The 26,026-nt window shown below is 37.1% G+C and carries 21 protein-coding genes; 8 read left to right on the top strand and 13 right to left on the bottom strand.

Annotated features, from left to right (window positions below; translation table 11 throughout):
* The first annotated feature begins 13 nt into the window (after positions 1-13).
* Both Q3Y49_RS02935 and Q3Y49_RS02930 read left to right on the top strand, forming a co-directional pair.
* A complete protein-coding gene (locus tag Q3Y49_RS02935) occupies positions 14-1,627 on the top strand; it encodes a BCCT family transporter (RefSeq protein WP_303270742.1) in 1,614 nt (537 codons plus the stop codon).
* Entirely contained in the window at positions 1,624-2,481 is an 858-nt protein-coding gene (locus Q3Y49_RS02930; RefSeq protein ID WP_303270741.1) for a universal stress protein, read from the top strand. Before Q3Y49_RS02935 ends, Q3Y49_RS02930 begins: the two co-directional genes overlap by 4 nt.
* A 13-nt stretch (positions 2,482-2,494) precedes the next feature.
* Here the strand turns inward: Q3Y49_RS02930 and dprA are convergent, their stop codons facing one another.
* The 4 genes from dprA to Q3Y49_RS02910 form a co-directional block, all read right to left on the bottom strand.
* A complete protein-coding gene (gene dprA / locus Q3Y49_RS02925) occupies positions 2,495-3,601 on the bottom strand; it encodes a DNA-processing protein DprA (RefSeq protein ID WP_303270740.1) in 1,107 nt (368 codons plus the stop codon).
* An 18-nt stretch (positions 3,602-3,619) separates the two neighbouring features.
* A complete protein-coding gene (locus tag Q3Y49_RS02920; protein WP_303270739.1) occupies positions 3,620-3,955 on the bottom strand; it encodes a MerR family transcriptional regulator in 336 nt (111 codons plus the stop codon).
* Positions 3,956-4,064: 109 nt separating this feature from the next.
* Positions 4,065-5,270, bottom strand: a complete 1,206-nt coding sequence (locus Q3Y49_RS02915; protein ID WP_303270738.1) for a CapA family protein — start codon at positions 5,268-5,270, stop codon at positions 4,065-4,067.
* A gap of 63 nt (positions 5,271-5,333) precedes the next feature.
* Positions 5,334-6,311 (bottom strand): M23 family metallopeptidase, encoded by a 978-nt coding sequence (locus tag Q3Y49_RS02910; RefSeq protein WP_303270737.1) that lies wholly within the window; start codon positions 6,309-6,311, stop codon positions 5,334-5,336.
* 167 nt (positions 6,312-6,478) lie between these two features.
* On the opposite strand from Q3Y49_RS02910, the gene alaS reads away from it, so the two are divergent.
* The 4 genes from alaS (at position 6,479) to Q3Y49_RS02890 (ending at position 12,743) form a co-directional block, all read left to right on the top strand.
* Positions 6,479-9,109, top strand: coding sequence for an alanine--tRNA ligase (gene alaS, locus Q3Y49_RS02905; protein WP_303270736.1), 2,631 nt, complete (start codon positions 6,479-6,481; stop codon positions 9,107-9,109).
* 4 nt (positions 9,110-9,113) lie between these two features.
* Positions 9,114-10,577 carry an Asp-tRNA(Asn)/Glu-tRNA(Gln) amidotransferase subunit GatB gene (gene gatB / locus Q3Y49_RS02900; protein ID WP_303270735.1) on the top strand — a complete coding sequence of 488 codons (1,464 nt, stop codon included), beginning with the start codon at positions 9,114-9,116 and terminating at the stop codon, positions 10,575-10,577.
* A 3-nt stretch (positions 10,578-10,580) separates the two neighbouring features.
* Positions 10,581-11,720 carry a redoxin domain-containing protein gene (locus Q3Y49_RS02895; RefSeq protein ID WP_303270734.1) on the top strand — a complete coding sequence of 380 codons (1,140 nt, stop codon included), beginning with the start codon at positions 10,581-10,583 and terminating at the stop codon, positions 11,718-11,720.
* Between the two features lie 195 nt (positions 11,721-11,915).
* Positions 11,916-12,743: a helix-turn-helix domain-containing protein gene (locus Q3Y49_RS02890; RefSeq protein WP_303270733.1), complete on the top strand. Its 828-nt coding sequence runs from the start codon at positions 11,916-11,918 to the stop codon at positions 12,741-12,743.
* A 428-nt stretch (positions 12,744-13,171) separates the two neighbouring features.
* Here the strand turns inward: Q3Y49_RS02890 and Q3Y49_RS02885 are convergent, their stop codons facing one another.
* Complete coding sequence (locus Q3Y49_RS02885) at positions 13,172-16,612, bottom strand: amidohydrolase family protein (protein ID WP_303270732.1); 3,441 nt, start codon at positions 16,610-16,612, stop codon at positions 13,172-13,174.
* A gap of 170 nt (positions 16,613-16,782) precedes the next feature.
* Here Q3Y49_RS02885 and Q3Y49_RS02880 point away from each other — a divergent pair, with 170 nt between their 5' ends.
* Both Q3Y49_RS02880 and Q3Y49_RS02875 read left to right on the top strand, forming a co-directional pair.
* Positions 16,783-17,175, top strand: coding sequence for a hypothetical protein (locus tag Q3Y49_RS02880; RefSeq protein WP_303270731.1), 393 nt, complete (start codon positions 16,783-16,785; stop codon positions 17,173-17,175).
* Entirely contained in the window at positions 17,172-17,567 is a 396-nt protein-coding gene (locus tag Q3Y49_RS02875) for a hypothetical protein (protein ID WP_303270730.1), read from the top strand. The genes Q3Y49_RS02880 and Q3Y49_RS02875 overlap by 4 nt, the downstream gene beginning before the upstream one ends.
* Positions 17,568-17,635: 68 nt before the next feature.
* Here Q3Y49_RS02875 and Q3Y49_RS02870 read toward each other — a convergent pair whose 3' ends face one another.
* From Q3Y49_RS02870 to Q3Y49_RS02835, 8 genes are all read right to left on the bottom strand, one after another.
* Entirely contained in the window at positions 17,636-17,998 is a 363-nt protein-coding gene (locus tag Q3Y49_RS02870) for a hypothetical protein (RefSeq protein WP_303270729.1), read from the bottom strand.
* 442 nt (positions 17,999-18,440) lie between these two features.
* Positions 18,441-20,507, bottom strand: a complete 2,067-nt coding sequence (locus Q3Y49_RS02865) for a hypothetical protein (RefSeq protein ID WP_303270728.1) — start codon at positions 20,505-20,507, stop codon at positions 18,441-18,443.
* Between the two features lie 549 nt (positions 20,508-21,056).
* Positions 21,057-21,935, bottom strand: coding sequence for a hypothetical protein (locus Q3Y49_RS02860; protein ID WP_303270727.1), 879 nt, complete (start codon positions 21,933-21,935; stop codon positions 21,057-21,059).
* A gap of 85 nt (positions 21,936-22,020) precedes the next feature.
* Positions 22,021-22,518 (bottom strand): ClbS/DfsB family four-helix bundle protein, encoded by a 498-nt coding sequence (locus tag Q3Y49_RS02855; protein ID WP_303270726.1) that lies wholly within the window; start codon positions 22,516-22,518, stop codon positions 22,021-22,023.
* Positions 22,499-22,969, bottom strand: a complete 471-nt coding sequence (locus Q3Y49_RS02850; protein ID WP_303270725.1) for a DinB family protein — start codon at positions 22,967-22,969, stop codon at positions 22,499-22,501. The genes Q3Y49_RS02855 and Q3Y49_RS02850 overlap by 20 nt, the downstream gene beginning before the upstream one ends.
* Before the next feature lie 181 nt (positions 22,970-23,150).
* Positions 23,151-23,489 (bottom strand): hypothetical protein, encoded by a 339-nt coding sequence (locus Q3Y49_RS02845; protein ID WP_367892470.1) that lies wholly within the window; start codon positions 23,487-23,489, stop codon positions 23,151-23,153.
* A 430-nt stretch (positions 23,490-23,919) separates the two neighbouring features.
* On the bottom strand, positions 23,920-24,951 hold the full coding sequence (locus Q3Y49_RS02840; protein WP_303270723.1) for a serine hydrolase domain-containing protein: 1,032 nt from the start codon (positions 24,949-24,951) through the stop codon (positions 23,920-23,922).
* 78 nt (positions 24,952-25,029) lie between these two features.
* Entirely contained in the window at positions 25,030-25,935 is a 906-nt protein-coding gene (locus Q3Y49_RS02835; protein ID WP_303270722.1) for an oxidoreductase, read from the bottom strand.
* Positions 25,936-26,026: the final 91 nt, after the last annotated feature.

Raw genomic sequence — 26,026 nt, 5'->3', positions numbered from 1 at the left:
AGAAGAAAGCACTATGAAGAATAAATTAAGTAAATATTTCGATGTTCATAAACCGGTTTTCTGGCCGGCAACCATTTTGATTGTGGTTTTCATCACTGTCACTTTGGTAGTTGGTGAACCTATGGAAAAAGTCTTTGCCAAAATTCAAGCTGGTATTTCTGATTATGCGGGTTGGTTTTTTGTATTGGTAACTAATTTGTTTTTAATATTTTGTATTGTGATTGGTTTTAGTAAACTGGGTAAAATCAAACTAGGAGGAAAAGATGCTAAACCAGAGTTTAGTCGTGGTGCGTGGTTTGCTATGCTTTTTAGTGCAGGTATGGGCATCGGCATCATTTTCTGGGGTGTAGCAGAGCCCATGACTCATTTTTTAACTCCACCACAGGATGTAGAAAATCCTAGAGAAGCCGCCTCTCAAGCTATGCAATTTAGTTTTCTACATTGGGGGCTTCATGCTTGGGGTATTTATGCTTTAGTAGGGCTTTCACTTGCTTTTTTTGCTTTTTCAAGAAAATTACCGCTTACCATTCGTTCGGTTTTTTATCCAATTTTAGGAGATAAAATCTATGGATGGATAGGTGATGTGATTGATGTGATCGCAGTTTTGGCTACTTTATTTGGTCTAGCTACTTCTTTAGGGTTAGGAGTGAAACAAGTAAATTCTGGATTAAGCTATCTTTTCGATATCCCAGATACGGTCACCACCCAAGTATTACTTATTGCTGGAATTACCCTGGTTGCCACTATTTCTGTTTTTTCGGGCATTGACAAAGGAGTGAAGAATTTAAGTGAATTGAACATTAGGATTGGTGCAATATTCTTAATATTTATTATTGCAGTTGGACCCACCCTGTATATTTTCGATTCTTATATTCAGAATTTAGGTAACTATATCCAAGATTTCTTCAGCATGAGTTTCTGGACGGAATCTTATGCTAAGGATGGGGAAGGCGGTTGGCAAAATGGCTGGACTGTTTTCTACTGGGCATGGTGGATTAGTTGGTCACCTTTTGTAGGAATGTTTATAGCACGTGTATCCAAAGGAAGGACTGTGAAAGAATTTATTACGGGTGTTCTATTGGTACCGACTTTATTGACATTCTTATGGATGACAGCTTTTGGTGGAACTGGAATTTGGGTTCAACTTAATGAAATAGCTGATATTGGTCCTGAAATCGTAGCTAATGCGTCTACAAGTCTGTTCGTATTATTAGAACAATTCCCACTGACGGGAATAGCCTCTGGTATTGGAGTGATATTGGTCATCAATTTCTTTGTTACTTCCTCGGATAGCGGTTCATTGGTGATTGATAGTATCACAGCTGGTGGTAAATTAGACGCGCCAGTTGGTCAAAGAATTTTCTGGGCAGTTTCTGAAGGAGCAGTCGCTGCTGTATTGCTAGTGGGGGGTGGGCTCACAGCCTTACAAACAGCTGCCATCACTACTGGGCTACCATTCGCATTCATTTTGATTTTAATGATGTTCAGTCTTTATAAAGGATTGATGAAAGAACATGCACGTAACTTAGCCATAGATAAAGAGACTGATTTTGAATCTTACCAAGAAAAGTTGAAATCTGTTCTGGGAAAGAGAAGTGAGAAAAACACTAAAAACAAAGAGGGATGAAGAATGTAATAGTATTTTTGGATATGTCCAAAATGGACGAAATAGTACTGAAACAAGTAAAACAACTGGAAGGTGTTTGGGGCTTTGATAAAATATGTCTGGCTCATTACATTGAGTTGCAAGAATTGACAGATGATTTTTCTTCCCAATTTCCTGACTTGGATAAACCATTGGAAGAAATCCTTGAAGATGAAATCGTTGAAAAAGCTACACAGGCTGGATGGGGAGCTGAAGATTATTCAGTTAAAATCCATAATAAAGGTGGAAAGGATGACTTAACCAATTGGGTGAATACTAGTGCGTATAATCTTTGTGTTTTCGGTAAAAAGGTAATAAATCCAGGGTCTGGTATTTTTGCTTCCAAAATTGCTCGTTTGATCGATAAATCTATTTTATTCACAACAGAAACATCCCGTCCTCATTTCGATAATGTTATGCTCTGTGTGGATTTCTCTACATATTCTAAGAAAGCTGTGAAGTTTCTAAATCATTTCATTCCCGATTCTAGTTCAAATTTTAGTTTATTTCATGTCTATAAAGTGCCTGCTATTTATTTCCCATTTGTGAAGCAGAAATCAGAAGAACTTGTAGAGGAAGAGAGGAAAAAAGCGGTAAAGGCATTAGATCACTTTAGGGAAAGATACACAAAACAACCTCAGTCCCATGCGTGGGTGGAATATGCTAATGATCAGCCTTCGGATAAGGTGATCTATAATTATGCCCGAACGCATCATGTAGATTTAATAGTAGTGGGGATCAAAGGAAAATCGGATGACGATGACTTATTAATTGGTTCTGTGGCAGAAAAGCTTATTCAGCCTGACAGGTCTATTCCTGTTCTTTTAGTACAGTAAATTGTGCCTGCTTTCAGGCCACTTGATACCGTTTCCCAGGAATAGATTTAATTAGGCCCTGCATTTCCAAATTCAGTAAAATACTGGCCAGCTGATTGAGATTTATTTGGCTTTTGATGCTTAGAATATCAATGGGAAGCTCTTTGTTATTTTGTAGCAGGGTGTTCATTACGCTTTGTTCCTCCTCGCTCAAGGAAGACAGATCCAATACTTTTTGTTTTATAGCTGCTTGGTTTTCCAATTCCCAGTTCATGATATACAAAACATCATCTGCGGTTTCCACTAAATGCGCTTTATGCTGTTTGATGAGTTTATTGCATCCCTCAGAGTAGCTGTCGCCAATTCTTCCAGGAAAAGCACCTACCTCTCTGTCATAAGAATTAGCTAATTCTGCAGTAATTAATGCACCTCCTTTTTTGGCGGCTTCCACAACAATCACTAAATCTGCCATACCCGCTATTATTCTGTTTCTAGCTGGGAAGTTGAAGGCATCTGGTTTTGTTCCAAACGCTTGCTCCGTAATTATTCCACCTGTTTTCTGCATCTCTGTGGCTGTAGATTGATGAGCGGATGGATAGATGACATCCATTCCAGAGCCCATCACTGCATATGTAGAAAGATGATTCTTTAAGGCGGCACGGTGAGCATGTATGTCTATTCCGTAAGCCAAACCACTCAAAATAATTGGCTTTAGTGGGCTCAGCTTCTCAACCATTTCCTCAGTCAATTTCTTCCCATAATTAGTAGCATTTCTTGTACCCACCACTGCAATAGTGGGTTGTTTTCTGTCAATGGGGAATTGGCCTTTGGTGTAGATTAGAATTGGTGCATCAGGGATTTGTTTTAACCGAAAGGGGTAGTCCCTATCTAAATAACTTATAATTTTGACTCCCTTCTTTTCTGCAAGGGCAAACTCCTTTTCAGCATAATCAGTAATTACTCTACTTTTAATATTGTCAATGGTTTTTTGTCCTATGCCAGGAATTTTCAACAGTTTGGAGTAAGGTAGGTCTAAGATGGCCTGGGCGGAACCGCAATGGCTTATAAGGTTTTTAATGGTAAGGTTACCAATTTTGGGGATCAAATGCAGGCTTAAAAGTGCCTTTTCCTCTGCATTCATACGGGGAGATTTTTGGTTTTATATATTTTCTTTTATTTCGGTTAAAAAGTTTCTGATGTTTCTAAGAGAGTCCAACATTTCCATTTTATCACGAACTTCATTAGAATCGTTTTTAAGCATATCCTTGGCGCCCTGTAGCGTAAAGCCTTTTTCTTTTACTAAGTGATAAATCAATTTTACATTATCGATATCTTCCTTGGTAAATTGTCTGTTTCCTTTCCTGTTCTTCTTTGGCTTGATAATATCAAACTCTCCTTCCCAAAATCGAATCAATGAGGTGGCAACATCAAATTGCTCAGCTACTTCACCTATGGTGTAGTATTTTTTCTCTATGGTTTTTTCCTTGTATGGCACGATATTTTCAATATGCTAATGTTAAAAAAAAATTCATTCCGCTATAACTAGCGTGGATAAAATAAAAATGCTAACGTCAAGAAATTAAATAGCCTTATAAAAGCACTATCTAAAATTGTTCTTGAATATAGCGAATATTCCCTTCTGGGTCAATGAAAATCTTTGATTCTGGAAAATCAGCATCTGTTAATTCTTTTATTTTTTGCGAAGCTCCATGATTTACATCTATTTCAGGTATTCCTGCTCCTTTTTGCAAGGCTGAAATTATCTTTCCTTTTATAAAACTTCCATCTTCCAGAATCCAAACTTTTGCAATGGGAGCAAGCCCATTTTCTCCTCTTAAATTAAATCTCCCGTAGGTAGCAAAATTCCCTAAACTATATGCGATAAATCTGTTTTTATACACTTCAATTGCTCTAGCAACATGAGGGCCATGACCGAAAATAATATCGGCTCCTGCATCTATCATAGCATGCGAAAATTCATATACGTTTCCTCTATTCTCCCCATAAAAGTATTCTCTCTCACGGGTCACATGCTGATACTTTTTACCTTCGGCTCCTCCGTGGAATGAAACGATAATGATATCTGTCAAACTATCCAGATGTTGAACTAAGCCTACGGCTGCATCCATATCATTGATGCTTTGAGTCCCGTTATTGGGAGAAAAAGCAACAAATCCGTATTTTATTCTATCCTTTTCAAAAATGCTAAAAGGTTGAGCTAATTGGCCGGCATGGTGAATTCCTAAGCTGTCCAAAACCCTCATTGTATTTTTTCTACCTGTGTCTCCAAAGTCCCCGGCATGGTTATTAGCTAAACTCATCATGTCAATCCCAGCATTTACATAATGCTGCGCCAAATGCTCTGGACTCCTGAAGATATAACATAACGATGGGTCAGAGCAACTTTTTGCTTCTCCTCCTTCGTTTAGAATAACCCCTTCCTGATTACCAAAAGTTAAATCTGCATCTTTCAAAACGTGAGCCACGGAAGAAAGCATGTATTTTCCTGAATCTGGTGGTAAATAACCTTCATTTGGGAAATTAGTACCGATCATAATATCACCAACTCCAATTACAGTGATAGTATCTGCCTTTTTTGGATGGATGTTAATGACAACTTCTTCCTGCCTTTTTACTGTATCTTGTAGAGCAATTATAATTGAATCCTTTTTCAGTTCAGTGCTGTCAATTTGTGCTTGCGCATTCTCCTGTAAATCCTTTTTGCTATCCTGCTTCGATGTTTTTTGCAGGGATTTACAGCCCGAAAGGACGATAAACAAAATAAGAAATGTAAAAACGGATTTATTCATACGGACTGAGGCTAAAAAAAGCAGCCTATTGACTGCTTTTTAAATTTTCAATTTCTTTAAAGATTATCCTAACGATTGATTTTCTCTAGATGAAAGCTCTAACAATTTTTCATATTCCTCATCCGATACATCTTGGTAGAAGTAGTGTACAGGATTAATGGGTTTGTTGTCTTTATGGATTTCGTAGTGTAAGTGAGGTGCGGTTGAAGTTCCTGTTGTCCCAACAAATCCTATGCAATCTCCTCTTTTGACCTTATCACCTATTTTCACATTAAATGATGACATGTGAGCATATTTCGTTACAAAGCCGAAACCATGATCTATTACAACTAATTTTCCAAAACCACCAAACGTAGTTCTGACTAGAACAACCTCTCCGTCACCTGTGGAATAGATTGGAGTTCCTCTTGGGGCAGAGAAATCACAACCTTCGTGCATTCTTACTACTTTCAAAATCGGATGCATTCTCATCCCATATCCTGAAGCTAACCTTTTTAATTCTTTATTGGGAATAGGTTGGATAGCTGGAATCGAGGCCATCATTTCCTCTTTATTTTCTGCTAATTCCAAGATTTCATCATATGATTTGGTCTGAATGTACATTTGCTTCTTCACCTTATCCAAATCTTGCATCATCCCGAGAATTAAATTTTCACGTTCTAATTCACTTTCAATGATGTTTTTATATCTTTCTGCGCCACCAACACCTGCGCTTCTGATGCTAGATGGGATGGGTTCAGCACCCATTATATTTCGGTAAACTTCATCATCTCGCTCTTGTAAAGACGATAAAACCTTTTGAACATTATTAACTTCCTTTTCCATCATTTCATAATAGAATTGGAGTTCTTTATTTTCTTTTTTGAGTTGAGCCTCCTTTGGAGAGTCGAAATATGAATTATAAACAATAATAATTCCGACTGCTAAAATTAAAGCTACAGACAAAAAGCCTAATAAGTTTAAAAATATGTCCCACTTTGAAACCTTAACTCGCTCATATCTGCAAGTTTCGGTGTCGTAATAGTATTTAATTCTTGCCATTCCGTTTTAGACTCGTTAAAAACTTCTAATTTTGTATTCGGATTCTTTAATCCGCAAAATTGCACAAAGGTTCATCAAAAATCAAATTTTTTGATAAATCTCATTGATAAAAGCAAATATAAACATTTTATTTTAAAGTAAAACATTAAATACAAATACTTTACTCCATGACTTCCAGTGAGATACGTAAAAAGTTCTTGAATTACTTCCAAGAAAAGCAGCACAAAATAGTGCCCTCAGCGCCTATGGTGATCAAAGATGACCCTACTCTGATGTTTACCAATGCCGGTATGAATCAGTTTAAAGATTATTTTTTAGGAAATAAAAGTGCTGAAGCAACAAGGGTAACCGATACACAGAAATGTCTTCGGGTTTCTGGAAAACATAACGATTTGGAGGAAGTAGGTCATGATACCTACCATCATACCATGTTTGAAATGCTAGGAAACTGGTCGTTTGGAGATTATTTCAAAAAGGAAGCTATAGCGTGGTCTTGGGAATTATTGACCGAAGTTTATAAGCTTCCGAAAGAAAGATTGTATGTAACGGTCTTCGAAGGAGATAAAGCAGATAATATACCCTTTGATCAAGAGGCTTATGATTTTTGGAAATCTCATATTGATGAATCCAGAATATTAAAAGGAGATAAAAGTGATAATTTTTGGGAGATGGGTGATACCGGTCCATGTGGTCCTGCTTCTGAAATTCATGTGGATTTGAGAGATGAAGCGGATATAGCAAAAATACCTGGGAAGGATTTGGTGAATAATGACCATCCCTTAGTAGTAGAAATTTGGAATTTGGTTTTTATCCAATTCAACAGGAAGGCCGATGGAAGTTTGCATGCATTGCCGGCAAAACACATTGATACGGGTATGGGCTTTGAGCGTATTTGCATGGCCATCCAAAATAAAAAATCTAATTACGATACAGATGTTTTTACTCCTTTATTAGATGAGGTGGCCAAGATTTCTGGAAAAAAGTATGGTGAACTAAGCAAAATAGACATTGCATTCCGTGTAATTGTGGATCATATCAGAGCAATTTCCCTATCTATTTCTGATGGGCAATTGCCGTCCAATAATAAAGCGGGCTATGTAATTAGAAGAATTTTAAGAAGAGCAGTCCGCTATGGCTATACTTTCTTAGATTTAAAAGAGCCTTTCCTTTATAAATTGGTTTCAATTTTAGCCAAGCAGTTTGAAGAGGTTTTTCCTGAATTGAAAGCACAGCAAGAATTAGTCGAGAAAGTAGTTAAAGAAGAAGAAACAGCATTCTTAAGAACATTGGAGAATGGATTGAGAAGATTGGACAGCATAAAAGCCGAACTTTCGCAAAGTAGCAAATCAGCTATTTCTGGTGCAGTGGCTTTTGAATTGTATGATACTTATGGCTTTCCATTGGATTTAACTGCATTGATTGCGAAAGAGAATGGATTAACTGTTGATGAAAAAGGCTTTGAGCAAGCAATGAATGAGCAAAAAAATCGCTCAAAATCAGCAGCTAAAATGGAAACAGGCGACTGGCAAATTGTGAACGAAGGCAGTGATGTAGAATTTGTTGGGTACGATGAAAATAAATCGGAAGCCAAAATTTTAAGATACCGTGCTGTAAAAACTAAGAATAAAGAACAAATTCAGGTGGTACTAGATAAAACTCCTTTCTATGCGGAAAGTGGTGGTCAAATAGGTGATACTGGTAATCTCAAAATTGGAGATGAAACCATTAAGGTATTGGATACCAAAAAGGAAAACGACTTGATTGTTCATTTTGTGGATAAAATTCCTTCGCGATTAGATGCTAAGGTATATGCTGAAATAGATAATGAGCGCAGAAGGAAAATTGTTTATAATCATTCCGCTACCCACCTTTTACATGCGGCCTTAAGGGAAATTTTAGGAGATCATGTGCAACAAAAGGGTTCTTTCGTTTCAGACAAGATATTACGTTTCGATTTTTCTCATTTTTCTAAAATGACTGATGAAGAAATACTGAAAGTGGAGCGCAGGGTAAATGAAAAAATCAGGGAAAACATTCCGCAACAAGAGGAACGTAATATTCCTATTGAAGAAGCAAAAGCCAAAGGAGCTATGGCACTCTTTGGAGAGAAATATGGAGATAATGTAAGAATGATTACATTCGATCCGAATTATTCAGTAGAGCTTTGTGGTGGTGTCCATGTGTCGGCTACTGGAAATATAGGGCAATTTAAAATCACCACTGAAACTTCTGTAGCGGCTGGAATTAGAAGGATCGAAGCTGTAACAGGAGAAAAGGCAGAAGAATATCACTTAAATCAAGAAGCAATTCTTAAGCAAGTGAATGCTTTATTGAAAAGCCCGAAAGATTTGGCTCAGGCAGTAGAGCAGTTGATGAAAGAGAAGAATGAATTGCAAAAATCTTTGGAGAAGGAGCAATCAAAGCAGGCAGGTCAATTGAAAGATGAGTTAATCAAAAATGCTGAGAAGAAAGGCGATATTACAGTGATCATCAGCGAGATTACTTTGCCTAATGCCGATGCTTTAAAGAAATTATCCTTTGAGCTTAAAAATGAGGTCGATTCGTTATTTGCAGTTTTAGCTTGCGAGATCGATGGAAAACCGCAGATTTCTGTAGTGATTTCAGACAATTTGGTTGAAAACAAAGATTTGAATGCGGGAAAAATCATAAGAGATTTGGCTAAAAATATTCAAGGAGGAGGCGGTGGTCAGGCCTTTTTTGCCACAGCAGGTGGGAAGAAATTGGAAGGTTTAGCAGATGTAGTAGCACAAGCCAAAACTATGGCTAAGGAATTATAAAAATATGTCTTTAGACGAATCTATAAGAAATAAATATACGGTCGTAATTGGGCTTGAAGTTCATGCGCAGCTGCTAACAGAAAGCAAATTGTTTTGCGGTGATTCAACAGCATTTGGAGCAAGTCCGAATACTCACATAAGTCCAATTTCGTTGGGTCATCCCGGCACTTTACCAAAGCTCAATAGAAAAGCTGTGGATTACGCCATCAAAATGGGATTGGCGTGTGACTGCCAGATTACAAAAGAAAATGTATTTGCCAGAAAAAATTATTTCTATCCGGATTTGCCTAAAGGGTATCAAGTCACTCAAGATAAAGCACCAATTTGCGTAGGTGGCAAAGTGTGGATAAAGCCAAAAGGTGCTATAGAAGAAAAAGCCATTGCATTGAATAGAATCCACATGGAGGAAGATGCTGGTAAATCAATCCATACTGAAGATGCAATGGATACTTTGGTCGATTATAATAGAGCAGGAGTTCCTTTGATTGAGATAGTAACTGAACCAGATTTGCGAAGTGCAGATGAAGCTTACTCCTTTTTAACAGAAGTAAGAAAGCTGGTGAGGTACCTAGAAATATGCGATGGTAATATGGAAGAAGGTTCCTTGAGATGCGATGCCAATGTTTCTGTGATGTTGAAAGATGCCGAGCAATACGGAAGCAAGGTAGAAGTTAAAAACATGAACTCCATCAGAAATGTACATCGAGCTATTGAACATGAAGCAGAAAGACTAATTCTTTTGCTGGAAAAAGGAGAGACTATCATCTCAGAAACGCGTGATTTTGATGCGGGCAGCGGAACAACTTCCAGCCTTAGGACAAAAGAAGAATTGAATGACTATCGTTATTTCCCAGAGCCGGACTTATCTCCCTTAATTGTTGATGAGAACTGGATTGATGAAATAAAAGCTCAGATGCCAGCACTTCCACGTGAACTATATCAGAAGTTTGTAACTGAGTATGGTATTCCGGATTATGATGCGCAGGTATTAATTGATTCAAAAGAAGTAGCTCTTTATTTTGATGCACTTTGTAAAGAGACCCAGAATTACAAATCTGCATCTAATTTGGTAATGGGGCCAGTGAAGTCGTACCTGAACGAACATGGTTCAAGTATTGATCAGTTTTCTATCTCTCCGCAGCGATTAGCAGGATTGATAAAACTGGTTGATGAAGGCAAAGTGAGTAATACTATTGCAAACCAGCAAATTTTTAGTAAAATGTTGGAAAACCAGGGGTCTGATGCTCAGGCTATTGCAGAGGAAGAGAACTTAATTCAAGAAAGTTCGTCTGAGAATATTCAGCCAATAATTGATGAAGTATTAAGTGAGCTTTCAGATAAAGTGAAAGAATATAAATCTGGAAGAAAAGGATTAATAGGATTGTTCGTTGGCGAAGTAATGAAAAGGAGCAAGGGCAAGGCAGATCCTAAAAAGACAAATGAATTATTACAACAAACTTTAAAATAGAATATGAAGATTATCTTAAGAAATAGTGCATTAGCTATTATTGCAGCTTTATTTTTTGTTTCCTGCGGAAGTGAAAAAGAAGATAAGTCAGGAGTTACGATTAGTGGTACGGTAGAGAATCCACAGGACCAGGGTGTGATTTCATTAGCTAAAATTAGTGCTGGTAAAAGAGAAGTGGTGGATACCCTTTATTTGGACGCCAATAATACTTTTGAAACTTCGGTGGATGTTACAGGTCCAGAATTTTTTCAATTGAATTTTTATAATAATCAGGTAGCAACCCTGATCGTCAGTGAAGATGATTTAAAAGTGGTCGTTGATGGTGCAGATAGAAATGGTAAGTTGGAGATTTCCGGTTCAAAAGATATGGAGTATATGACCCAGCTGCAGGATATCATGAAGAAGCAACAAAAAGAGGTTGAAGAAATCAATAAAGAGTTCATGGCTGCTAGAAATGCTCAGGATGAAGAAAAAATGAAGAACATCCAGGATGATTTCCTTTTGATGCAAGAAAAGAAGAAAGAAAATATCAAGAAACAGATTGAGGAAATGTTACCTTCTTTGGCTGCTATTCAAGGAATGAATTTTTTCAATCCAAATGAAGATTTTGAATTTATGAAAAAAGTAGCAGATCAAATTGCAGCAGCACATCCAAATTCCGAAATGGCTACCTTTTATAAACAGCAAATGGATGAGATGGCTAAGATTTCTGTAGGAGCACAAGCTCCTAATTTTAGTATGCCAACACCTGAAGGAGACACGGTAAGTTTGAAAGACTTCAGAGGAGATTACGTATTGGTTGATTTTTGGGCTGCATGGTGCAAGCCGTGCCGACAAGAAAATCCAAACATTGTAGAAGCTTACAGCAAATATAAAGATGCAGGATTCCAGATTTTAGGAGTTTCCCTTGATAAAAAACGTGAAGATTGGTTAAAGGCAATTGAAGTAGATAATTTGCAATGGACTCAGGTTTCGGAGTTGAAATTTTGGCAAACTCCAATAGTACAAGAATATAAAATCAATGGTATTCCGTATTCATTATTACTGGACCCCGAGGGAAAAATTGTAGCTAAAAATCTAAGAGGAGAGAGGTTACACGAGAAACTTGCCGAAATTTACGGAGAGCCAAAGCCAGCCAGTTGATATTTAAATTTCTTAATTTACAGACCCTAATTCGATTATGAATTAGGGTTTTTTTATGTTCAATATTGTTTAAAATAGCTTAAATTAGTGATTAACGGAGATTGTCGTGTAAAAGTCGGGGTTAATATTGATTAATTCATTTTATTTTAGTGCACAAAAAAGCTACTTGCCATGGTCAACAAAACAGTATATAATATGAAACAACCTGAATTAGGCCATAAAATCCAAAATTGGAGAAAGGCACAAGGACTTACGCAAGAAGAGCTTGTAGAAAAATGTAATTTAAATGTTCGTACCCTTCAAAGAATTGAAGCGGGCGAGGTGCTACCAAGAAGTTATACCGTAAAATCAATCTTGGAAGTGCTAAAGGTGGACTTTTCTGAACTGAATCTAAAAGAAGAGCAGAAAAATCAATTATCAGTTTTACTGGAAAGTAAAAGGTCATTATTGAAGTGGGGCGCAATTGTAGGGATTATTTATCTATGTCTATCATTTGTCGAAGGCTTTATGGAAATCGGCTTTTATGACGAAAGTATGAGCGATGTCTCTGGCTTGAATTATAGCCTTGTAAAAATTGGAGTGATGCTTTCATTCGCTTTCTTTTACTATTCCTTCTTTTTAATTGGGAAAGCATTAAATGATGATTTTTTAAAGATTAGTGCATTATTTATGATAGCACTTATATTGATTAGTAATATTAATGATATAGCTGTGTTTTATTCTGGCTATCTATCTGTAGAAACACTGTTGATCATGAGAAGTGTGATCTTTGGAATTGGTTATTTGTTATTAGGGACAGCTTTTGCTTTAAAACAAAAATCCTTGGGTACACTTTCATTGGTGACTGGGATCTTTGGTATTGTCACAGGCTTAGGATTTGTAAGTGTCTTAATGGCAATTCCTGCACTCTTTACTTTAACTGTATTTGAAATTTTAATGCTTGTGATGATTTTTAAGGTGATGAGCTCAAGTGAAGTTTCAAATGACCATCAGAAGGATCAGTTTTCTGCGGTACTTTCTTAATTTTTTTGATTAGTACTTAGGGAACTCTTGATAAATACCGCATAGCTTGAAAGCCAAATAATCTTTGCTCGGAGGGAGCGGGAGGGAGGACAAAACAGCGGGCCAAGGTTGGGGAGTGCGTAGAAGCATTGTTTTGTCTTGAATTTTTATTTCTTTTTGTTCAATCAAAAAGAAAGGTAGATAAGTACAAAGTATAATTTGGGAAATAGTATTTTCAAATATCTCTAAAACCTCAAATTTCAATCAAAAGATTTAATTTTGAGGTTTTATATATGACTTAGATTCAAAATAAAAAGTCTTTAAGTATATTTAAAGCTACATTAATATCGTTTTTTATTTACCGAAAGGGCCCTATTTATAGTAACAACAAAAAAAGGGATTCTGATCTAACACCAGAATCCCTTTTGAATTTATTTTAAGATCAAATTTTAATCCTTCTGAATTCCCGGCACATTCTCAGGCCTTTTAGTCTGCCATTCAAATTTCTCTGCCTTTTTCTCATTTGGGGCAACTTCATCCAAAGTATCGGCATCATAAACTCTACCATTTTTGATCACATGAGTTAAGGTATTGGTATTTCTGATTTCTTCTAATGGATTTTTATCCATAATCAATAAATCAGCTAATTTACCTTCCTCTATACTTCCTAAGTCACCTTCTAGTCCTAATGCTTCTGCTCCTAGAATTGTCGCAGTTTTTAAAGCATCCATAGTAGTCATGCCTCCGCTGGCAACAGACCATAGCTCCCAGTGATATCCTAAGCCTTGCAGTTGCCCGTGGCTACCTACTCCGCCAATACCATCTGCTTCTACTAAATCTTTCATGAATTTAGCATGCTTAGGGAATACGTGTTCCTCTTCCATAAACCATGCACCTCTTCTTCTCGACTTTTGAGCCAATTCTTCATAAGGCGTGAAGTATTGTAGTTTTTCATCATGATATACATCTTCCGTGGCATAGTAAAACTCTTCCGCCCATGGTCCACCATAAGAAACTAATAGGGTAGGGGTTACGGCCATTTTAGATTCTGCTATCGTTTGTACAGCATCTTTGTAAATGCCTACAATCGGTAAACTGTGCTCGTGGCCAGGGTATCCATCCAATAATTGCGTCATGTTTAGTTTGTAATCTAACCCACCTTCAGTCGTTGGCATTAATTCTAATTCCTTAGCGGCCATAATGATCCATTGTCTCTGCTGACGATTACCAACTAAGTACATCTTGATACTCTTGGTGTCATAGTATTCACTGTACTGCTTCAAAACTTCTTTGGCATGTTCCAAAGATTTGATTTTATACATCCAATAGCCTACACCAGGGCCAGTACTGTATACTCTAGGTCCGTGGATCATCCCTGAATTCACCATGTCTGAATAGGTCAAAACATCGGTGGTAGCAGTCTGCGGGTCACGAGTAGTGGTTACCCCATAAGCTAAATTAGCTGAGTAAATCCAAACCTGATTTTTATGTAAACCCCAATTTGGCCACATATGCGCGTGTGTATCTACAAATCCTGGTGTGATGGTTTTACCGCCAGCCTCAATGGTTTTAGCTCCTTTTGGAACTTCTAAACTACCACTTTCACCAACTGCCGTAATTCGGTTGTTTTCAATTAAGATATCTCCATTTTCAATCACACCCTGATCCGTCATGGTGATGATTCTAGCACCTTTTAAAAGGATAGTCCCTTCTGGAATATCTTTTTCATAAGCTACTTTTACTTTTATCTCTTTAGCCGTGAAGCCTTCCTCTTTCTCTTCTTTGTCTTTTTTCTCATCTGCTTTTTCTTCCTTGTCCTCTTCTTCCTTGTCTTCCTCAGAATCTTTATCTTCTTCCTTCTCCTCCTCTTTCTTTTTGGCAGCTTCTTTTTTAGCCGTTGCAACACTATCTGCGTAAGCTTTACCAGCAGCTAAATCATAAATGAAATGACTGGTGCCTAATGACCAATGTACTTTTTTACTATCACCAGACCATGCAGGGAATTCGCCTCCCATAACGGTTAATTTCATGGCAGGGAAAGCAGCATTATCTGCTTTCGCTAATGAGATTTTAGGCGTCTGACCATATTTCGGAATCGTTACCGAATACACATCATTATTGATTTTTGCCAAAGCCGTTTCTCCATCGGGAGAAATTCTGATTTCCGATGGCTTCGAAGCTTTATTATTTTCTCTCCATGCTTTCTCATCACCTGGCAAAATATTATGAGAACCATCGTGCGCATGAATCATATCAATAGAAGAACCATAAGTGGTAATTCCAGTCAATTGTAAATGTTCCTTCTCATCAGTACCATCCCATCTGATTGAAATCAGACCTTTAGACCCATGATTGAGGTAAATTCTGTCCGACACTTTTGAGAAATGAGGAGTACTTCTTCCTTTTGCTTTATCAATTAAAGTTACTTTTCCACCTTCAGCAGAAATCCAAGCTAAATCTTCCATCGTTAAAGAACCGAATGGGTCAATAGCATCTTTATACACCTGATTCGCTCCTCTATTGAATACGATTCGGTTTTGAGTATAAGACCATTCCGGATCAAGGTATAGCGCTGGGTTTTGTGTCAGCTTTACTGGCTTTCCTCTGCCATTAGAATTAATTTTATATAAATGTCCGCCTTCTTTTTCTTCCCAGGTCGAGAATACAATTTGACTACCATCTGGTGACCATGCCGGCATTGCTTCAGTGAAATTTTGCTTCGTTAATCTTTTTGGTTCACCTTCAGGCAAATCCATTACATACAATCTGTTTAAAGCAGTAAAGGCTAATTGGGTTTCATCAGGAGACGGTACACCATCTCTTATTTGTGTTACAAAAGCTTCTTTATTATCTGAAATAGGATATTCGAATTTCAATCTTGGGCCCAATTCCAATTTCAAATCTACTTCGAATGGAATTTCTGAAGCCGTTTTTGCATTGATGTCGATTTTATGGATTTTTCCCCCATAAGTGGCAATTATAAACTTACTGTCTGGCGTGAATGACATAGCCGGATAAACGCCTAAAGGAGCGATTGATTCTTGCTCATCTCTCTGTACCGGATAGGCCAACCATTCTTCATCACCGGTTGTTAAATTTCTTCTTACTAAACCCGTTTCTGTTTCAAAACGAGTTCCGTACACTAACCATTTCCCGTCAGGTGATAAGGTAGGAGTAAAGGCTGATCCGTAGCGTGAAGTGATGCTTGCCATATCACCATCTTCCATATCGTAAGTGCCGATTTGATATTGCGGGAATTGCGCATTGTAGTTCCATGCAGATCTCCTTTGTGAAAAGTAGATCAGTGTCCCATCAGGACTGATGGCGGGATCAGTGGCTTTTAAGTTGTCAGGTTTGTCAATTAATTGAGCACCAGAGCCGCCTTCTTTGTGGTAGATATGTAGTTTGGCATTTCTTCTACCCTTTGAACCCACAATATATTCGCCATCTGGGGTCCAGTCGGCTGAGAAGTAATTTTGATTATCATCTTTGGTGATTTGCTTCATCTCTTCCGATTCCAAATCCATCGTCCAGATGTTATCCGAACCGCTTTTATCAGAGATAAAAACTATCGATTTTCCATCTGGGCTGTACCGAGGATGTACATCATAGGCCATTCCTTCTGTTATTTTCGTTGCTTTTCCACCCGTAAAAGGAATGGAATAGATATCTCCCATCATATCGAATAAGATGGTCTTCCCATTTGGACTCACATCCACAGAAAGCCAGGTGCCTTCTTTAGTGTTAAACTCGATGGTTCTTTCCGGTTCTAGCGGAAGTTCTTTGGTTGCTTTTTTAGTGCTGTCTGCCTTTTCGTCTTCCTGGGCAAAAGCACTAAAATTGATTGCAATTAATGCAATCAATAGGCTTAGTGTGCTATATTTCTTCATAGATTAAATGGTTATTTATACTAGAAATGTAGTGAAATTTGCCCATTATGCGCAGAGTTATTTTAGGAATGGTTGATTTGTTAAGCTGAATCATTTGCAAAAATGCTAGTTAGCTGACAATTCAGTTCAAATAATGATAGTACCTTCGCCTTTATAATTAAAGAAATGATATGAGAAATTTAGTAGTCCTTATTGCCTTAGTATTTGCTTCCTGTTCAAGTCAAAAGGAAAATAAACAAGAAGAATCGCTTCAAAGCTCAGCTGTAGCAGAGCAAGTTAATCCGGTCATTAAATCCATTCAGGAAGCTCATAATCTTGATGCGTTTATGGAGGAAAGGATTATTTCCTTTGACATAAATTTGATTTTTGGAGGTAATGAGCGCTTGGACGCTAGGATTTATTCTACCACTACTTCATCAAAAGTGCTAGTTGAGAATTCAGAGAACACTCGATTATTATTTGATGGTAATGAGATCTGGATTCATCCTAAAGATAGTTTGTATGATGGAGCAAGATTCGATGCCTTGACTTGGTCCTATTTCTTTATGGCCCTTTTAAGTTGAACGACCCAGGAACGCATCATACGGACCCTAAAAAATTACCCTATCAGGAAAATGATAGTTTGATGACCACTAAATTGACCTTTGGAGAAAATATTGGAGATGCACCAGATGACTGGTATGTGGTGTATCAGAATGAAGAAAGTCAAGTGTTGGAAGCCATGGCCTATATCGTAACTTTTGGTGGTCGTGATCAGGAAAAAGCCGCTCAAAACCCCCATGCGATTAGTTACTCTGATTATAAGAAAGTGGAGGATATTCCCTTTGCGCAGCAATGGAAATTCTGGAACTGGAGTGAGAAGAACGGTTTAGCAGAGCAGCTGGGAAAAGCGACTATTTCTAATATTCAATTCTCAGATGATGCTTCTATTTTTGATAAGAAAGAAGGGCCGTGAAGGTGGCTGAATAGTGAGAGAAATAGAGGGTTAAATGGGTACCCACTACTTGTGTGTGCTAGTTTAGCCTATTTTTCTGCCACTATTTTTTCATAGTCCACGCTGGCTTTTGCTCTGCCTTCTGGGTTTGGGTCTAAGTAGAGTTCGTAGCCTTTTAAGAGTTTTACTTTTTTTACTTCATCTTTCAGGATCGGGATTTTTTTGATGACTTTCCCTTCCTGCTGGACTCTTATAAAGAATTCTCTCTTCCCAATATTTTTCACGATTGCATAGCAATCTTGTCCGAAATAAGGATTTATGGTGGCATCTTGACCAGTACCTTTTCCTGTCATAATCATGCTCTGGGAGGGTTCCAACACGAATTTGGTTTGTGCACTGCTTTCAAAATGCAGAAATAATATTAGCGAAGTGGCAAGGATTATGATTTTCATGACGGTATGATTTATTGCAAAAGATTTGCTAAATATATCTTAATATTTGATATCTAAGTAGTTATAAAGCAATTTATTAATTTCAAACTTCTGTTTTCACTTGGTCTACTTTCACTTTTATGAGTTGCTTGAAACCATCACAATTAAAATTATTATGCTAAAAAAGGCAATTCCAATGAATGCGTTTAAAAATATATTTTCATTCCAATAGGCTTTAAGAGACCTCTTTCTTCCGCCTAAAAGCTAACGGATAACTGCACCTGGGAAACTGAATAGGAAATTTATGGGGCCTTCGATGAAAATGGTTGTGAGTAATTCTGCTGTTTTAATTATTGGGGGTGACGTTTAGTATATGAAAAGTAGGCGAATTTGAAGAACGGAACTTTCAGTTGAACACGAACTTTGATTCAAGCTAAAAGCTTTGATTTTATTGCTGTTTCGCCTATTTTTTATATACATTGTTGTGTAGCGTTGTTAATTCTTCAATTTCATTTTTAAGATTATCTCTTTCGTTTTGAAGTTCTTCGTAACGACCTAAGTCAAAATTGAATTCAGAAAAGACCTTAGATGTTATCTCTGACTCTTTGGTTTCAAAATACTTTTTTGGATTTATGTCTTTTCCGTAAATAGCAGGGTATAGGTAGGTCGCAATTATCCCAATTGCCCCTAAAAAGTAGGTTATTGGTTCCATAGTTTCCCAACCCACTTTATACGTTATTATTCCCAAAATTATAAAGTAGGATATGACGATAAGTGAAAAGCTTAATTTATAGCGATTAAATCTTTTGTCAGCCTGTCTTTGAATCGGGATTTTTTGCTTGGCAAGTTCACTGATTGAATTCTCCTTTTCACTTAACAAGTTTTCTTTAAATTGAATTTTTTCAGAGTTGAAATTTTCTTCTGCTTTATTTCTATCTCTATTTAATTCCTCAAGCTCTTTTTCATACTCGCGAGAAACGAAATCAATTGTTTTCTTATAAATCTCTTCTGGGTTATTGTCCCCATTCATGATTCCGTCAAATTTCAACTCGACCATTTTATCCAAGATAGATTCTTGTTTTTCAAAATCTTCAGTTATCTCACTTATTCCCGCAAGCACTGTCTGCAAATCGTCTTCTTTGATAACAGGGGTATTGGTCTTGAGTCTTAGAAAAGATAAAAAGCTTGAGTAATCGTTTGAACTTCTTGAATGATATTTAAGCAGTATAGCCATCCATTGGCTTGGGATTAGTGCTATTGGTTGAAACTCATTTCTGGCAAAATCCCAATCCCTTAGCTTTTGGTCGGTCGAAACAAAGAAATACTTAGTATCTGTTATTGAATTCTGATTCTGTCCCCTAAGTGTTTCTACGAGGTAAGTGTTTATTGCGTCAAAATAATGTGATTGTTCATAACCATAACCTTTCGCAGCCGCTATTTCATCCTGATATTCTGAAATTTTCTTTTCGGGTTCTTTTGCTTTTGGATCAAAGGGAATTTTGTAAACCGTTTCTACGTTGTACTTCTTCTTAAATGATTCAAGTTCCGAAAAAAGATGGGTTGTGAAAAGGTCAAATCCATATGTTGCTCTATTAGTTTTCCATTTATGATAGTATTCATAAATACTTGGGTTTAATGAGTACTTAGAAAACAATCGATAATTGATTCTTTTGAAAGGGACTTTTTGAAGGTTCTTAATATGATGCTTTATTGTTTCCTTGAACTCCTTTTCTGTGAATGACGAAATTTTAAATTTCTGTCCTGCTGAAATACACTTTTCTATGAATGTTGTAATTCGATTTTTTCGGTTTTCACCATTTATTCCTATTGCTCTGTAAAGGACGTTATTGTCCAAATAAAATATTTTATCCTTAATAGATTTGAGAAAAATATCTGAACTTTCGTAATGGTTGTTAATAGCCGCATATTCAATTGAGTAACTAATTAGGGCAAAAATTGCTTTGTTCTTCTCATTATCTTCCCATTCAATGAATTGATTTATAGCTAGTCGCTCCGCTACAGTAAAGAGGCTTGGATCAATGTACAGATTGTCAGTAGAATTAGAGCTCTTTGCAATTTTCTTAAATGCTTGAATATTCTTATTTAGAAGTTCATATAGGTATTTGTGTAGAATCTCATCAAGTTTACTAGTATTTAATTCCCCTTCATAAACTGATGATTGAAATCTCTCAATATGTGGGAATATGGAATTTTCTTTTTCTCTTTCTTTTAAGAGTGCGAATCTTTTATTTTCAAGTTTTAAGTAGTTCTCCTTGAATGAGTTGTCAAGCCTTATGTCAAAGTTGGATTTCTTTTCATCGTTGATCAGGCTGTAAATTTCTTCGGTATCAAAGTCTAATTCTAGTGACGATTTAAGTTCATCAATTATTTGGTCAATAGTGAGTTCTTTATTGTCATTCTCAACAAAAAGGGATTCAATTATCTTACGTTGAACAGTAGTTGACTTTATTGCAGAGCTTTCTTCAGAAAATATAATTGCTGCTGTTCTTGAGATATTTTTACTGTTCATTTAGTCTCTTTGTTTTTAATGCTACACAACAATTGGCTATCAAAATTGCTGATAAATATTATTATTCAATTGTCGATAGCCCAATATATTCAGTATATCTACATTATTAATACACCCTAAATCCCCTAAAAACCATTTTGAATATTCGTCAGGCGGGCTTTGTAGGATTTAGTTGAATACTCTAATTACGAGATTTATTTATACTTTTCCTTGGATCGGCTTTATTATTTCTATGAACGGCTTAAATATAGCTATGAATATTGATTTGCGAACGTTCAACAGATGCTTCATGATTGGTTTTTCCGCTGGTCTATGAGATTCTCAATTTTTTGGGTTGAGGGTATTGCTTGATTAGAGTTCGCTATTTCAGGATCAGACAAATAATTTAAAGGAAATGCGAAATGATATGACGGAAGTTGGTTTTGAAGGAGGTGTTTATGGTATGTTAGCCTGTCAGTTTGTTCATTGTGTATATAGATGAGTCAAGTTTCATCCCTTAGCTAGATATTTACAAATATAGAATTGACCCAATAGCGTCTATTCAAGAACTTAATTACATGTATAGGCTACCCTGTTGCTATAATTTTCTGCCTCTTGTTCAAAAAAGTTGCAGTTATGTGTTGATCCTGCAGCTTTATAGGCCAGAAAGAATATAGGGCCGTTTAAATCAAAGTATATGAATTTTGAGAGGTTTTTGTAAAGCGCGTATTTAGATTTTAAATTTTGATCAAAAGAGTATAAAAAGGCATTAGGCCCTACCATTCTGTCATATTGAAGGATGTGAGCTACTTCGTGAGCGTAGGTGCTGTAATATCTATCATCAGAAAAGCCACTGCTCATACCGATTGAGCTTACTTGGCCAGTGGCACTTCCGCTGCCGATTGCAGAAGAAAAATATTGAGAAGTCTCAAAATATAGGATTCCCGTTTGCAGGGATTTTTTTACATCGAGCTTTGCATTCCTACCAGCAACCAAAATACCATAAATGGATGATGTGAAGAGCCTTCCCCTAAATTTCTTTTGGTAAGGATAATATTCCAAGCGCGTAATATACAGGTTGAGGTGTAAGCGTTCGAACATTCTATGGCCTTCAGCAGCATTTTGAATAATCGAGCTTCCCAGGGAGTTCACAATTCTTGCGGGCCAGGCATAAGAAATATTGCGTTGTTTTTGTACTTGATGCGTTAATGAGAATCCAATATGACTAACAGCACCTCCTATAGCTCCCTGATAAAATCCTTTGGTAAATGCTTGAAAACCTGATTTATTTCCATTGTTATTGATTAAGCCACCTAGCCCGCCAATTAGCCCATTAAATCCAATATTCAAAGCAGTGAACTGGGCCCTTTGATTTCTGAATTCATTAGCTTGACCTTGAGCTGTAGTCGATAATATCAGTAAAAATATAATAAGACCTATATTTTTCATATTTCTGTAGGATTATAACGGTTTGTATATTCATAGCGGGACCGTTTAGGAAGCATTATCGCATTGACATTCTGAGTTCTCCTTTTCACTTCTTCGCCTTTTTAATAAGTTTTATAGCCCAGTCATAATGGCTTGAAGTAGCCGATACAAGGTAGGCACCTAGTGAGGTAGTTCCAGTCCATTTGTATCTTTTCTTTTCAAATAGTTCCTCATCACTATGTTTCTCAATTAAACTCCTAATTTTTTCGTAGCTTGATTTGAAATTCTTCTTGGCATCTTCAAGAGGGGTGTTCTTATATTTTTCCCAAATCCAGCTGTTTAATTCAGGAGTTGTCTTCCAAGTGTATCCTTTGGCTGGCATATCTGGTTTTTCTCCTTTCATTCCTTGCGCGTACCAATCAATCATCATTAAATGCCAATGGTGAAGATGCATGAGTACATCTCCAATATTTCGATTCATTGTTCCTTTCGGAAAAGGAGATTTTTGTTCTTCTTCGGATAAACTTTCAATGAAATCCATCAGAAGTTCAAAGTTCTTTTTGCTCAAATTCAGCAAATCAGCTTTATTCTTTGGTCGTGCCATATTTTTTAGAAATGTCTGTTAAATGTTTATGAATGTGGTGGGATACTACTTCTAAATGCTCGCTCCTTGAATAATCCCGTGAACCCTTCTTATAGGGTATTAGGTTTATGGTATCATCAAATATGAATTCTTCAATGGTGGCTTGGGCCGCTTTCAATCGTTTGATTAGACTTGCGATGGATTCGTTTTTTGTGGTTTCGACACTTTGTATGTTAACTTCTGAAAGTTTCCCTTTTAAGGGTTTGGGTTGAATGCCCTTGCCTAAATCTGAAATATTCCTCGCAAAACTCTCGTGCCAAAAGGTTATATGTCCAAGAATGTCCTTTGCATTCCAGAATTCATAAACCATTTTATGATAGTCTAGGCCATTCTCAAAAAAGTCAAAAAGCTGATCAAGTTCATTTCTGAGAATTTCAAGATTTGATTTTATATGGTTCTCCTTTTCTGTCATTTCAGCTTAATCAGGCTTGACGTTTAGGCCATGATGAGTGGGGAATAGAAAGCACTAGCCTTTCCTCTCGCAGATAGCCATACAGTAGTATAAATTTACAATTTGTGGCGGACTTTCCAAGTAGCACTAAAATTTCTTGACCGATGAAACCCCTTCATTCATATCATTTGTTAGCGAGATTTTACCAATGAAATTCTCGGTCATTGATCAAAGCATTCTCAGGAACATAAATGTCTGTAATAGTTGTTGTTTTGCTGGAAAATTGCTTGTGATTAAACTGCAATGTCATCTGTTCATCCGTTAGTCGCAGAACCTTAAAAAGTTTGTAATTCTTTTCAATGTTCATCAGTGCTGGTAACTGCTGGCTTTCAATTCTAATGTAGTAGTTTCCTTTCTTGTCCTTCGCAAATTCCCATGTCGCGTTAAGACTTTCTCCGCAATCTCTATTTTCACCAGAGTTGTTATGCATTGTCATGTCACCCTTATACGTTTCTCTGTGAGATAAAAAACAATCTCCCATGTTCATCCGAGTTTTATTATTGAATCTACGGGCTAATTTCCATGTTTTAGTTGAGTCTCCGGTTAACAGAAATTTCGCATTCGTTGGGAGTTCGTAAGGTGGTTTCTCAGGCTTGGAGCATGAGAGTTGTAAAGTCAACAATACGAGGAATAGAAAAATAGAATTCTTATGCATTTATATGGTGGTTTTAGGGTGAGGGGATAATCCCCGCTAACGCCACTCTATAAATTCATGGCTGTTTAAATATATAAAAATTCGCGCTAACTATTGAGGCAATCCGCAGGATTGGCTGATTAAATTACGTTTTACAAATAAGTCAATCCTGCAGATTGGTGGGCTATCTACAAAGAACGAAACTAACAATAACCTACTTACAGCCATGATTTATACAGGATGTTCAGCTTAGTTATTAATCTACAAATTGTAAGATTCAATCTTTTAAAATTTTCACAACACGACTATACATCACTTCAGATAAATTCCAGTTGTAACCGTCAAAGTTAACCGTATTGGTAAATTGGATCACTACAGCATCCATTTCAGGGTGATATTTTGCGATGGTTTGATAGCCTGGGATTAAACCCGTATGTTCAAATTCATAGATGGAAGCATAAATTTTTTGCTCTTCCTCGTCTGTAAATATTGTGCCCTCATTTAAAGCTCTAATGAATGTACTGAGATCTGCAGCAGTTGCCAGCATAGAGCCTACATTGTCAGTTTTTAAATCTTGTTCATAGCCAACATAATATCCACTCATGACATCGGCTAAATCCACATCCTGAATGGAGGCAAAAGTATTTTTGAGGTCCAATGGCTTTAGTATTTCCTCTTGAATATACTGGAAGTGGTCATAGCCCAAGACTTCATCCATTATTTTACCTAGGAGGAGATAGTTGGTATTGGAATATTGGTAATCTTCGCCAGGCTTGAAGTTCGCAGGTAAATTAAGTATTAAACCCAACTTTTCCTCGTCTGACTCTTTTGGAGCCACCCAATAAAGGTGGGTATTGGTATAGTTGGGAATGCCTGATCGGTGTTGCACCATCATTTTCAAGCTGATCTCATCTGCATATTCTATTTTACCCTTGAGCTCTGGTAAATAGAAAGCTAGACTTTGGTCTAATGATAGCTGTCCGCTTCTTGACATCTTGGCAATAGCGAGTGCGGTATATAATTTGTCCACACTTGCGATTTTGAAAAGCGAATTCGGATCTGCAGGAGTTTTAGTAGCTCTGTTTTTATAACCAGAAGTGAATGACCTAGGTGCTTCTCCTTTTTTATCTACATAAACTATAATGCCATCAAAACCATAATCGCCAGCTCTATCGACTTGTTCCTGTAGGGAATTCGGTAAAGGGCTAAGCCATGCAAAAACTACTGGCCAGGGTACAAAGTATAAAGAGATTGCGGTGCCGACAAACAATAATATCCTTACAATTAGCTTCGCTTTTTTCTTGTCCATTTGATCTTAAAAAGTGATAATACGAAGTAAATATCACGAATTAGAAGCTTATTGTCACTTAAAGCTTAGAGATTTTATTTACAAAAACTTTAAATCTGCTAATTTTTCAGATACTTCCCATAGTTTTTTCGCCTGAGCTTCGTCATTTGCTAAGCTAGTGCTTTTGGCTTTTCCTGGCTTCCCTTTCATTTCGCTAAAGCCAGTCGGACCAAAATAATCGCCTCCTTCTGTTTCTCCTATGGCGGCCACAATAGTGGGTTTAGCACCTTCTTTTGGAGCATGAGTAAGAAAAGGTCCCACTGTATATCTTAAAATATTGAATAGTAATTTAGGCATGTGCCTGCCCAATTCTGTATCTGAAACGCCTGGGTGGGCAGCCGTGGAGATGGTGTTTTGGTGACCTGCTTTTTCCAATCTCCTTTGCAATTCAAAGGCAAACATCAAGCAAGCTAGCTTAGATTGTCCGTAAGCATCAGAGGCAGAATACTTTTGTTCACTTTGCAAATCATCAAAATTGATTTTGCCGTTTTTATGGGCGATAGAGCTTAAGGAAACAATTCTTGAATCGGGTGTTTTAAGCATTGTATCTAGCAACAAACCTGTAAGTAGGAAATGCCCTAAGTAGTTGGCCGCAAACTGCAATTCGAAGCCATCATCCGTTTTGGTAAAGGGTGGCATCATCACACCCGCATTATTTATCAAAACATCTAATCGATCATATTGAGATAGGAAATTTTTAGCAAAATTACGGACTGAGTCCAAACTGCTTAAATCAATTTCCATTACTTCTAGGTCAGCTGTGGAGATTTCCTGCTCAATTTTTTGCTTGGCGGCAGTGGCTTTTTTCAAATTACGACAAGCCATAACCACTTTTGCGCCTTTCTCCGCTAAGAATAGCGCAGTTTCATACCCTAGGCCTGTATTCGCTCCGGTTACAATTATGGTTCGTCCTTCTTGTGAAGGGAGGTTTTTGAGATTCTCCATGTTTTTCATTTAAAGTGATTATTGAATTATTAGCTAAGTCGCTAATGCTCCTGTTATGGGTACGGATTGAATGTTAGTAAGTTAAGTGGTT

This window comes from Marivirga harenae (assembly GCF_030534335.1).
In the GTDB taxonomy this organism is placed as follows: domain Bacteria; phylum Bacteroidota; class Bacteroidia; order Cytophagales; family Cyclobacteriaceae; genus Marivirga; species Marivirga harenae.
The sequence above is the reverse complement of the archived record's forward strand: the minus strand, read 5'-3'. Positions and strand labels throughout refer to the sequence as shown.